Source organism: Catellatospora coxensis (assembly GCF_016862635.1).
Classification (GTDB): domain Bacteria; phylum Actinomycetota; class Actinomycetes; order Mycobacteriales; family Micromonosporaceae; genus Catellatospora; species Catellatospora coxensis.
Genome location: NZ_BONI01000012.1, coordinates 84467 through 95110, shown reverse-complemented (window position 1 = coordinate 95110; position 10644 = coordinate 84467). Strand labels below are relative to the sequence as shown.

The window sequence follows — 10644 nt, the reverse complement described above, 5'->3', positions numbered from 1 at the left end:
GAAAATGCGCGAGCTGCCGCCGGTGGCGGCGTTTTCCGGCGGTGGAGTGGGTCAGTAGAGGGCGCGGAGGGCTTGGGCGATCTCTTCGATGTCGTGGAGTTCGCCGGTGCAGACCGCGATGACCAGGTCGTATGCGGCGTTCTGGTCGAGGGCGGTGAGGCGGCGGCGGGTCACGGCGCCGTTGACGGTGAGGAAGGCGGTGGCCGTGATCCAGCCGATGCGCTTGTTGCCGTCCACGAACGGGTGGTTGCGGGTCAGCGACCGGAGCAGGGCCGCCGCCTTCGTCCACAGGTCCGGGTAGGCGTCCGCGCCGAACGCGCTGCTGCGTGGGGCGGCCACCGCCGACTCGACCAGCCCGGGATCGCGTACGGCGACGCCGAGCCGGTCCGCGATCGCCAGCACGTCGGCGTACGTCGGGACGTAGACCTCGCTCACTGGGCGAGCCGGGCGAGCAGGTCGGTGTGCATACCGATGATCTCGTCGACGGCCGCGCCGAAGCCCTCCGGGCCGGGCTCGATCTCGTCGAGGTCGTCGAGCGCGGCGAGGCGCTCCTCGTCGTCGACCACGGGCTGGGCCCGAACCTGCTCCTCGCTCATGTCCACCCCTCCTGAAGCCTTATGAATCGAGGTTAGCGGGGCGGGCAATCAGTTTGAGCGGCGTGCGGCGGCGCGCCTCGACGGTGGCGGGGTGCTCGGCGACCAGGCCGCGCTTGTCGCGTTCGGCGCACATCTCGGCGAGCCGGGCGTACGCCTGCTCGCCGACCAGCGCGGTGAGTTCGGGGCCGTAGCTGACGTACATCGGCTCCGTGCCGACGTGCGCGTCCGGCGACGAGGTGCACCACCAGTGCAGGTCGTGGCCGCCCGCGCCCCAGCCGCGCCGGTCGAACTCGCCGATGACCGATACCAGGATCTTGGTGTCGTCGGGGCGCTTGACCCACTGCTGGTCCCGGCGGATGGGCAGCTGCCAGCACACGTCGGGTTTGTAGGTGAGCGGGTGCACCCCGTCGCGCAGCGCCTGGGCGTGCAGCGCGCAGCCGCCCCCGCCCGGGAAGTCGGCGTCGTTGAGGAAGACGCAGGGGCCCTCCTCGCCGTCGGGGCCGCGCTGGACGGCGGTGCGCCGGGCCGGTTTCTCGTCGTGCAGCTCGTCCAGCTCGGTCCACTTCTCGAAGCCGCGTACGTGGTGCTGCCAGGTGTCCTTGTCCAGCCGCTTGACCGCGGCCTTGACCCGTTTGACGTCGTCGGCGTCGGTGAAGAACGCGCCGTGCGAGCAGCAGCCCTCATCCTCACGCCCGGCGATGATGCCCCGGCAGGCGCTGCCGAACACGCAGGTCCAGCGCGACAGCAGCCAGGTCAGGTCGGCGCGGATCAGGTGGGCCGGATCCGCCGGGTCGGCGAACTCGATCCACTCCCGCGGGAAGTCCAGCGAAGTCTCGCCCTCATGGTCCACGATCCCAGCCTACGGCGACGGCGGGCACCGATAACGTAGGCGCATGCGGCTTGGTGTCCTCGATGTCGGATCCAATACAGTTCATCTCCTGGTGGTCGACGCGCACCGCGGCGCCCATCCGTGGCCCGCGCACTCGCAGAAGGAGCGGCTGCGCCTGGCCGAGCAGCTCGGCGAGGCCGGGGAGCTGACCATCGCCGGGGCCGACGCGCTGGTGAAGGCGTGCGAGCAGGCCAAGACCGCGGCCGAGCAGCAGGGCGCGGAGGAGCTGATGGCGTTCGCCACCTCCGCGGTCCGCGACGCCACGAACTCCGCCCAGGTGCTGCGCCGGGTGTACGAGGAGACCGGCGTCGAGCTGCGGGTGCTCTCCGGCGAGGACGAGGCCCGGATGACCTTCCTCGCGGTACGCCGGTGGTTCGGCTGGTCGGCGGGCCGAATGCTGGTGCTGGACATCGGCGGCGGCTCGCTGGAGATCGCGGCGGGCATCGACGAGGACCCCACGGTGGCGGTGTCGCTGCCGCTGGGCGCGGGGCGGCTGACCCGGCGCTGGCTGCGGGCCGACCCGCCGGGCGCGGCCGAGCTCGCGGCGCTGCAGTCCTACGTGGACGAGCAGCTGATGCACCGGGAGCTGGACGGGCTCAAGGGCTGGGAGTGCGCCGCGGCGACCTCGAAGACGTTCCGGTCGCTGGCCCGGCTCGCGGGTGCGGCGCCCAGCGGGGACGGGCTGTGGGCACCGCGGGCGCTCACCCTGGAGGGCCTGCACCAGGTGCGCGGCTTCATCCAGCGCATCCCGTCGGCGGGTCTGGCCGAACTGGACGGAGTCAGCGCGAGCCGCGCCCATCAGCTGCTCGCCGGAGCGGTTGTGGCGGAGGCCGCAATGCGCCGGCTGGGCATCGATGAGCTGCGCATCTGCCCCTGGGCGCTGCGGGAGGGCGTCATCCTGACGCGCCTGGATCAGCTGTCCGCGGGCTGACCGGGGCTACCCTGGACAACGTGTCCGTTCCCGTGCTCCTGTCCAGCTCGTCTGTCTTTCCCGAGCCCACCGCCGCAGCGTTCGAGCTGGCGGCGTCGCTGGGATACGACGGGGTCGAGGTCATGGTGTGGACCGACGCGGTCAGCCAGGACGCCGGCGCGCTGCGCGGGCTGTCCCGGCACTACGGCGTCCCCGTGCTGTCGATCCACGCGCCCTGCCTGCTGGTCACCCAGCGGGTGTGGAGCAGCGACCCGAAGGAGCGGCTGCGCCGTGCGGTGATCCTCGCCGACACGCTGAGCGCGCCGACGGTCGTGGTGCACCCGCCGTTCACCTGGCAGCGCGACTACGCCCGGGGCTTCGCCGACACGGTGGGCAAGCTGGCGCACCGGCACACCGGGGTGCGCATCGCGGTGGAGAACATGTACCCGGTGCGCATGGGCCGCCGCCAGGTCGTGCCGTACCACCCGGGCTGGGATCCGACCGAGGCCGGGTACGACTCGTACACCCTGGATCTGTCGCACTGCGCGGCGTCGCGGTCCGACGCCCTGGAGATGGCCGACACGATGGGGCCGGGGCTGGCCCACATCCACCTGGGCGACGGCACCGGCGAGGGCCGGGACGAGCACCTGGTGCCCGGCCGTGGCGCGCAGCCGTGCGCGCGCCTGCTGGAGGGGCTGGAGCGGCGCGGGTTCACCGGCTCGGTGGCGATGGAGGTGGCCACCCGCAAGGCCGGCAGCCGCGCCGCCCGGGAAGCCGACCTGGCGGAGGCGCTGGCGTTCGCCCGTACCCACCTGGCAGCCGGCGTCGCCCCCACCCGCTCCTAGCCCGCCGTCCGCGGCCGCTGGTCGCGGCCTCCGGCGGTTTGGAAGGTGCCCTTCCTTTCATGGCAGAAGGCCGCTCCCCTGGAGGGGAGCGGCCTTTGGTGGTGGAGGCGGCGTCAGCCGACTGAAGTCAGGCTTGCCTGTTGGGGGACGGTGGGCTTGAGCTGGGCTTTGTGGGCCAGCTCGGTGACCGCGGCCTTCTTGCGGGCGCGGTGGGCCGCTACGTGCGAGCGCGTGGCGCAGCGCTCGGAGCAGAAGCGGCGGCAGTTGTTGGACGAGGTGTCGAGGTAGACGTTGCCGCAGCGGTCGTCGGCGCAGACCCCGAACCGGGCGCTGCCGTACTCGCAGAGCCACACGGACAGGCCCCAGACGGCGCCGGCCAGGTACTCGGCGCTGACCGCGGAGCCGCGGCTGGTGACGTGGATGTGCCAGTTCCCGGACTCATGACCGGAGATGCGGGGGTGCACCGGATGGGCTTCGAGCAGCGAGTTGAGCTCTTCGACGGCCTCACGTTCGCGGCCGTGGGCACCGTGCTCGAACACCTCGCGCAGGCGGCGTTGTGCCTTGCGGAACACCTGCAGATCGCGTTCGGTGGCGTCCTCGCACATCCAGTCCGGCCCCGGCAGGACAGCGCGGAGCTGGCTCAGGTCGTCCAGCGGCGCGTTGACAAGATCAACAGCCGTTCGGGCGTACGCATCGAAGTTCACCCGACAAAGGTAGTGCACCTACGGCGTGCGTGGGGTGTCAACATAGTGGGGTATGAAGCGAGCGTGACCGTCGGTGATCAGGCTGGTGCTCTCGCGTAGTCCCAATCCGGCCGATTCGCCGTCGATGATCCACGAACCCAGCACCACGTGGTTGCCCGCAAACGACGGCAGTGCACGGAACTCCTGGAAGCAGTGGCCGCCGGTGTCGTAGATACCGTCGGTGACCTGCTCACCTGCCGCAGTGACGATCCGCACATTGGCCCCCTCGCGGCCGAGCAGCGGCTTGGCCACGTACTCGGTGAGGTCGCGCGGGCCGTCCAGGTATGCCGGCAGCAGCAGCTCGTGGTCCGGGTACAGCTCCCAGAGCACGGCCAGCAGCGCCTTGTTCGACAGCAGCAGCTTCCAGGCCGGCTCGATCCAGGTGGTCGGGGTGCCCGGGGCCAGCGCGAGCCGCCCGTACGGCTCGGCGACCATCCACTCCCAGGGGTACAGCTTGAAGATCGTGATGATCGGGTCGCCGCCGCTGTCCCGGAAGCGCCGCCCGTCCCAGGCGATGTCGAGCATCGGGGTCACCCGCACGTCCAGCCCGGCCTGGTGCGCGGTGTCGGCCAGGTAGCCGACCGTCATCAGGTCCTCGAACGTCTCCTCCAGGTTCGACCACGCGAAGTGCACCGGTCCCGCGGCCAACTGGGGGCCGAGCCGGCGCCACGCGGCGATCAGGCGCTCGTGCAGGCTGTTCCACTGGTCCAGGTCCGGCCGGGTGTCGGTGAGCCAGAACCACTGGATGATCGCCGCCTCCAGCAGCGAGGTCGGCGTGTCGGCGTTGTACTCCAGCATCTTCGGCGGGCCGCTGCCGTCGTACCAGAGGTCGAACCGGCCGTACAGGGTCGGCGGCTGCTCGCGCCACACCCGGCGCACCTCGTCGACGGCCCAGGCCGGGATGCCGAAGTCGGCCCACCGGTCCTGCTCGACCACGTGTCTGGCGGCCGCCAGCGACATCCGGTGCAGCTCCTCGGTCGCCTCCTCCAGCCGCAGCACCTCGTCCAGCGTGAACGAGTAGCAGGCCGACTCGTCCCAGTACGGGGTGGTGGCGCCGTCGTCGAGCTTGGTGTCGGCGTAGAGCATGCCCTGCGCCCGGACCTTCTCCCGCCAGTCCGGGCGCGGTGGAACCTGATGGCGCTGCACGGGCGGTCAGCCGCCGCAGGAGGCGAGGTGGGTGCCGAAGCCGCCCGAATCGGGCAGCGCCTCGGTCGGGGCGGGGGGCTCGGCCAGCCGGATGCCGGAGCTGCCGGCGGCGAACACGGTCTGCTGGGGGTCGGGCTGACCCCAGCAGTCGTCGTCATCGTCGTCCAGGGCACAGGCCAGGCCGGCGACGAGCAGCACGACCCCGCCGATGATCACGGCGGGGGAGCGGAGCGGGTTCGAGTTCACAGCTGAAGTTTGTAGCCGACGCACACAACCCTCCCTTCACCGAGATATCGAGCAGTGTTCTTGTATACAGCGGGCAGGAGTCCCGTGAGCGGTCCGGTGCAGGCGGGTTACGCTGCCATCATGCTTCGCTCCGTGATCCTCGCCGCCGCCCGATCCCAGAAGGTGGAACGGCTCGTAGAGACCGCCCCGGTCAGCCGAGACGTCGTCAAACGCTTCGTCGCCGGCTCCGGAACCGGCGAGGCGCTCGACGCCACCCGGCAGCTCGCCGACGCCGGGCTCTGCATCACCCTGGACAACCTGGGCGAGGACACCCTCACCGCCGATCAGGCCAACGCCACCAAGCAGGCATACCTGGAGCTGCTCGCCGCCCTCGGCCAGGCCGGGCTGACCGCGCCGAAGGAGGGCGGCGGCGGGGTGACCGTGGCCACCGCCGAGGTCAGCCTGAAGCTGTCCGCGCTCGGCCAGGCCTTCGACGAGCAGCTCGCGGAGAAGAACGCCCGCGAGATCTGCGAGGCCGCCGCGGCGCTGGGCACCACGGTCACCCTGGACATGGAGGACCACACCACCACCGACTCGACTTTGGACATCCTGTCCCGGCTGCGCCGCGACCACCCGGGCACCGGCGCGGTGCTGCAGGCGTACCTGCGCCGCACCGAGGGCGACTGCCGGGAGCTGGCCACCGCCGGGTCCCGGGTGCGGCTGTGCAAGGGGGCGTACAAGGAGCCCGAGCACGTCGCGTACCAGGCGCCGCTGGAAGTGGACAAGTCGTACGTGCGGTGCATGAACATCCTCATGGCGGGCGAGGGCTACCCGATGCTGGCCACCCACGACCCGCGCCTGATCGCCATCGCGCAGGACCGGGCCCGCTGGTTCGACCGCTCGCCGGACGAGTTCGAGTTCCAGATGCTGTACGGCATCCGCCCCGAGGAGCAGACCCGCCTGGCCCGCGCCGGGCACACCGTGCGCGTCTACGTGCCCTACGGCACCGAGTGGTACGGCTACCTGATGCGCCGCCTCGCCGAGCGCCCCGCCAACCTCGCCTTCTTCGGACGGGCCCTGATCTCGAAGAAGTGACCGTCCGGCCGAATCACCTCGGCCGCGCAGGTGGGTAGCGTCCTCGTCCGTGATCACCGAGGACGCCGCCCATTCCGCTGACGGGTCCTCAGTCCCGCCGGTCCCGCCCGAGCACCCCGTTCCGGCGCAGCGCGCCGCCCCGGACCCGGTGTCGTACGCGGTTCCGGATCCGCAGGCGGCGCCGGGCCGGCCGGGCGGTTTCGGGGCGTTTCAGCCGTACCCCACGCTCTGGCCCGATCCGGCGCTGCTGCACCGGCCGCGCCGCCGCTGGGGCCGGGTGATCGCGCTGGTCGCCACGGGTCTGGCGCTGGCCTGCGCGGCCGCGGGCGGCCTGGCGGTGGTGCTGGTCCCGCCGGTGCTGGAGCAGTTCGCGGCAGCGGGCACGCAGACCCCCGGCACCGCGCCCAGCCCGCGGCCGGGCGACAAGCTGACCGTGCGCCAGGCCTGGGTCAAGGAGCGCATCGACGCGGCGCTGACCGTGCAGCGCGAGGCCCTGCTCGCCGGGGACGAGAAGGGCTACCTGTCGGTGGTCGACCCGACCGCCACCGGCGCCCTCGACGGGCTGCGGGTCCAGTTCCGCTCGCTGCGGGCGATGCAGGTCGCGGCCTGGAGCGACCGCGGCTACCAGCCGAGTCCCAGCCCGAACGACGAGTGGTCGGTCCGGCTGAACAGCACGCCGTGCTTCGTCATCGCGGTGTGCAACGAGTCCCGGACGCCGTCGTTCATGCGCTGGCGCATCGAGGACGACCGGGCGGTGCTGGTGCACTGGGAGCCGGGCGACAAGGACGGCGCGCCCTGGCAGACCGACGAGCTGGTCGCGCTGGCCGGGGCGCGCACCGTGGTCGCGACCACCCCCGTCTTCGAACGGGAGCTGCCCATGCTGCTCCGTGAGGCGGAGAAGGCCGCGAAGGTCGCCGACCGGTACGCCGTCGGCACCCCGCCCGCCCGCTACCCGGTGTACTACGCGGACAGCCGCGAATGGGAGCGCTGGTACGGCGGCCACCCGCCGGACTGGGCGGGCGGCGTCGCCATCCCGGTCACCCGCGACCGCTACGAACTGGTGCTCAACGGCGCCTACCTGATGCAGGCCGGGCTGGGTGAGCTGATGCGGCACGAGCTGGCGCACGCCTCCTCGCTGGCCGGGTCCGGCGGCAGCTACAGCGCCTGGTGGCTGGTCGAGGGCCTGGCCGAGGAGGCCGGGGCGAACGGCGCGAAGCCTGCCGCGTACCCGGCGATGGCCGACGTGCGCCGGTTCGTCAAGAAGTGGAACCGCGACATCGAGCTGGCCCCGCCCGGCGAGAAGACCCCGGAATGGGAGGTGGCGGGCCGCTACGGCGTCGCCTACCTGGCCGTGCACCGCCTGGTCGCCCGGTTCGGGTTCGCCAAGGCGATGGCGTTCTTCAAGTACGTGCTGCACTTCCAGCGGGAGGCGGCGCTGGCGGCCCCGCAGCAGCTCGGCATGAGCTGGGCCGCGGTGGAGCGGGATCTGGTCGACTACGTGCGGCGCACCGCGCGCTGAGCGGCGGTGGGCCGGCCGTCGAAGGATGGCGAAACGGGCGCACTGCTTGGATCGCCCATGCCGCTCATACCGGATTCGACTGCCGCGAGCCCTACCCGTGGCCGCAACCCGTTGGTAGCCTCCACGTCCGTGCCCCCCGAGGACGAGACCCACTCCGCCGGTTGGCCCCCGCCCGCCGATCGACGCTCGCCCGACGAGACCGGCACGGGGGCCGTCGACCCCTGGGCGCAGACCGCGCCCGACCTCCTGCCGCTCGACGATGAGGACCCCACCCCCGCCGCGGTGATCGCGGCCGCCCACTCCGCCGCGCCACCCGACGACGAGCAGCCCACCGCGCCGCTCGCCGGGTACGCGCCGCCCCCGCAGCCCACCGCGCCGCTCGCCGGATACGCGCCGCCCCCGCAGCACGCCGCCGCGGACGCCACGTTCGTGCCGCCGCCCGCGCCGATGCCGCCGGCCGGCCATCCCGCTGCCGGGCCGCCCGCCGGGCACCCCGCGCCGGGCGCCTGGCCCGCGTCGGCGGTCCCCGGCGGACGTCCGGTGTCGACGGCCCCGGCCGGTTACCCGGTTTCCGTGCCGCAGTCGGCCCACCAGCCCGGGACGGCCGGGCACCCGGTGTCGGGCGCGCCCGGATACCCGGTGTCCGGGATACCCGGCGGATACCCGCCGTATCCCGCGTCCGGTGTGCCGGGCGGCTACCCGGTGGCCTGGCCGCACGTCGGGCCGCCGCCGCGGCCCCGGCGGCGCTGGGGGCGGGTGCTGGCGTTCGCCGTCGTGGTTCTGGTGGTGGTGTGCCTGGTCGCGGGCGGGCTGGCGGTGCTGGCGTTCCCGTGGCTGAAGGAGCGGATCTCCGGAACGGAGCCGACCGGCGCGCCGAGCCCGGGGCCGAACGCCCCGTTCGCCGCCCGCCAGGCCTGGATCAAGGACCGGATCGGGGCGGCGCTGACCGAGCAGCACCGGGCGCTGCTGGCCGGCGACGAGCCGGGTTACCTGTCCGTCGTCGACCCGGCCGCGCCGCAGGTGCTGGACGGCATGCGTACGCAGTTCCGGTCGCTGCGCGCGATGCGGGTCGCGGGGTGGACCGACGAGCCGAGCAACCCGACCCCGGTGGCCGCCGACGGCGGCGAGCAGTGGTCGACCGAGCTGCGCGGCACCCCCTGCTTCGTGACGCCGACCTGCGCGAAGGCGGGCGCGAGGGCGCAGACCCGGTGGCGGATCCGGGACGGGCGGGCCTGGCTGATCGAGTGGCAGCCGGTCGCGACCCAGCCGTCGCCGCACCCGTGGCAGGTCGCGGAGCTGGTCGCCGACGCGGGGGAGCGCACCGTCGTGGCGACCACGCCGGACTTCGCGGGCAAGCTGCCCAAACTGCTGGCCGAGGCGGAGAAGGCGGCCAAGGTCGCCGACCGGTTCGCCCGCGCGGGCGCGGTGCCGTCGCGGTACGTCGTCTACTACGCGGGGCCGGAGGAGTGGCGGCGCTGGTTCACCTGGAACCCCGGGGACACCGTGTCCGGCGTCGCGCTGCGGGTGAGCGTGGAGCGCTGGGAGCTGATGCTCTACGACGACAACATCACGCCCGAGGTGCTGGGCGGGGTGCTGCGCCACGAGCTGACCCACGCGGCGTCGCTGGCCGGGCCGTTCAAGGACGGCGACACCATGTGGTGGCTGCACGAGGGCCTGGCCGAGTACGCCCTGATGGACGGTGCCCGGGTGCGCGACTACCTGCGCCTGCCCGCCATCCGGCAGCTCGTCGCCGACGGCTGGAACGGCGACGTGGAGTTCACGAACCCGCCCAAGGGCACCCGGGGCTGGATCGTCTCCGCCCGGTACGGGATGAGCGCGCTGGCCGTGCGGCACCTCGCGGACCGGTTCGGCGAGGCCCGGCTGGTCGAGTTCTTCCACCGGGTGGTCCACGACGGGGTGACGGTGCCCGTGGCGGCTCGGGAGACGCTGGGGGCGGAGTGGGCCGCGCTGGAGCGCGAGTGCGCGAACTTCATCCGGGACAACGCCGCCTGATCATGCCCTGATCGGCCCGATCTTGGGGAAAGGCTCGCATCGGTCACAACCGTCCCGGTACCGTACTCATTACACAGGAATCCGTGCTCGCGACACCTACCGCGACGCGACGCGCCGCCCGCGGCGCGGCCTGTACCGGAGGAGGTGGGCCTGCTCATGATCGGATCGACACGACAGGACGCACGGCTGGCGGAGGTCAGATTCCTCACCGTCGCCGAGGTGGCGACCCTGATGCGGGTGTCGAAGATGACCGTCTACCGCCTGGTCCACTCGGGGGAGCTGTCCGCCGTCCGGGTGGGGCGCTCGTTCCGGGTCCCTGAGCAGGCGGTTCAGGAGTACCTGCGGGGCGCTTTCTCGGAGCAATAGGGCGAAGCGCGAGGAGTGAGCTTGCGAGCCCCGCAGCGTGAGCTTGCAGCGGTGCAGTATCCGGGCTCACCTTGACGGTGACCCCTGGCAGTGGGCTCGCGGCTGCTCGGCTACCCTGAACGGGTTCCACCACCGTCAACTTCGAGGGGATGCCGCATGGGCTCCGTGGTCAAGAAGCGCCGCAAGCGCATGGCGAAGAAGAAGCACCGCAAGCTGCTGCGCAAGACCCGCGTCCAGCGTCGCCGTCTCGGCAAGTGAGGCCCGCGCCCGGCGCCGAGCTGACCGTCCGATCCGCCC

Annotated in this window: 13 protein-coding genes; 7 read left to right on the top strand and 6 right to left on the bottom strand. The window is 72.6% G+C overall.

The window, feature by feature from the left end; genetic code table 11:
- Positions 1 to 51: 51 nt before the first annotated feature.
- Genes Cco03nite_RS09735 through Cco03nite_RS09725 form a run of 3 tightly spaced genes read right to left on the bottom strand, consistent with a single transcriptional unit; the run spans position 52 to position 1446 of the window.
- Entirely contained in the window at positions 52 to 435 is a 384-nt protein-coding gene (locus tag Cco03nite_RS09735; RefSeq protein WP_203691319.1) for a type II toxin-antitoxin system death-on-curing family toxin, read from the bottom strand.
- A complete protein-coding gene (locus Cco03nite_RS09730) occupies positions 432 to 596 on the bottom strand; it encodes a hypothetical protein (protein ID WP_203691309.1) in 165 nt (54 codons plus the stop codon). The genes Cco03nite_RS09735 and Cco03nite_RS09730 overlap by 4 nt, the downstream gene beginning before the upstream one ends.
- 19 nt (positions 597 to 615) lie before the next feature.
- Complete coding sequence (locus Cco03nite_RS09725; protein WP_239167250.1) at positions 616 to 1446, bottom strand: DUF3109 family protein; 831 nt, start codon at positions 1444 to 1446, stop codon at positions 616 to 618.
- 43 nt (positions 1447 to 1489) lie between these two features.
- On the opposite strand from Cco03nite_RS09725, the gene Cco03nite_RS09720 reads away from it, so the two are divergent.
- Entirely contained in the window at positions 1490 to 2416 is a 927-nt protein-coding gene (locus Cco03nite_RS09720) for a Ppx/GppA phosphatase family protein (protein WP_203691307.1), read from the top strand.
- 20 nt (positions 2417 to 2436) lie between these two features.
- A complete protein-coding gene (locus tag Cco03nite_RS09715; RefSeq protein ID WP_239167249.1) occupies positions 2437 to 3240 on the top strand; it encodes a sugar phosphate isomerase/epimerase family protein in 804 nt (267 codons plus the stop codon).
- Between the two features lie 113 nt (positions 3241 to 3353).
- Here the strand turns inward: Cco03nite_RS09715 and Cco03nite_RS09710 are convergent, their stop codons facing one another.
- From Cco03nite_RS09710 to Cco03nite_RS09700, 3 genes are read right to left on the bottom strand one after another with little or no spacing between them, the layout of a single operon-like run.
- Entirely contained in the window at positions 3354 to 3944 is a 591-nt protein-coding gene (locus tag Cco03nite_RS09710) for a CGNR zinc finger domain-containing protein (RefSeq protein ID WP_203691306.1), read from the bottom strand.
- Positions 3945 to 3962: 18 nt separating this feature from the next.
- Positions 3963 to 5129, bottom strand: a complete 1167-nt coding sequence (locus tag Cco03nite_RS09705; protein ID WP_203691305.1) for a glutathionylspermidine synthase family protein — start codon at positions 5127 to 5129, stop codon at positions 3963 to 3965.
- Positions 5130 to 5135: 6 nt separating this feature from the next.
- Positions 5136 to 5375, bottom strand: a complete 240-nt coding sequence (locus Cco03nite_RS09700; RefSeq protein WP_230687110.1) for a hypothetical protein — start codon at positions 5373 to 5375, stop codon at positions 5136 to 5138.
- A gap of 120 nt (positions 5376 to 5495) precedes the next feature.
- On the opposite strand from Cco03nite_RS09700, the gene Cco03nite_RS09695 reads away from it, so the two are divergent.
- The 5 genes from Cco03nite_RS09695 (at position 5496) to Cco03nite_RS09675 (ending at position 10605) form a co-directional block, all read left to right on the top strand.
- Positions 5496 to 6449 (top strand): proline dehydrogenase family protein, encoded by a 954-nt coding sequence (locus Cco03nite_RS09695; RefSeq protein ID WP_203691304.1) that lies wholly within the window; start codon positions 5496 to 5498, stop codon positions 6447 to 6449.
- Positions 6450 to 6498: 49 nt separating this feature from the next.
- The gene (locus Cco03nite_RS09690; RefSeq protein WP_203691303.1) at positions 6499 to 7968 is read left to right on the top strand and encodes a hypothetical protein; all 1470 of its coding nucleotides are present in this window, start codon (positions 6499 to 6501) and stop codon (positions 7966 to 7968) included.
- Positions 7969 to 8097: 129 nt separating this feature from the next.
- Positions 8098 to 9981, top strand: a complete 1884-nt coding sequence (locus tag Cco03nite_RS09685) for a hypothetical protein (protein ID WP_203691302.1) — start codon at positions 8098 to 8100, stop codon at positions 9979 to 9981.
- Between the two features lie 156 nt (positions 9982 to 10137).
- Complete coding sequence (locus Cco03nite_RS09680; RefSeq protein WP_120321539.1) at positions 10138 to 10347, top strand: helix-turn-helix domain-containing protein; 210 nt, start codon at positions 10138 to 10140, stop codon at positions 10345 to 10347.
- A 156-nt stretch (positions 10348 to 10503) separates the two neighbouring features.
- Positions 10504 to 10605, top strand: a complete 102-nt coding sequence (locus Cco03nite_RS09675) for a 30S ribosomal protein bS22 (protein ID WP_007465623.1) — start codon at positions 10504 to 10506, stop codon at positions 10603 to 10605.
- The last annotated feature ends 39 nt before the right edge of the window (positions 10606 to 10644 follow it).

Coding starts and splice junctions, on each gene's coding strand:
- Cco03nite_RS09680 (WP_120321539.1), top strand. CDS start 10,138: ATGATCGGATCGACACGACAGGACGCACGGCTGGCGGAGGTCAGATTC.
- Cco03nite_RS09730 (WP_203691309.1), bottom strand. CDS start 596: ATGAGCGAGGAGCAGGTTCGGGCCCAGCCCGTGGTCGACGACGAGGAG.
- Cco03nite_RS09720 (WP_203691307.1), top strand. CDS start 1,490: ATGCGGCTTGGTGTCCTCGATGTCGGATCCAATACAGTTCATCTCCTG.
- Cco03nite_RS09695 (WP_203691304.1), top strand. CDS start 5,496: ATGCTTCGCTCCGTGATCCTCGCCGCCGCCCGATCCCAGAAGGTGGAA.
- Cco03nite_RS09675 (WP_007465623.1), top strand. CDS start 10,504: ATGGGCTCCGTGGTCAAGAAGCGCCGCAAGCGCATGGCGAAGAAGAAG.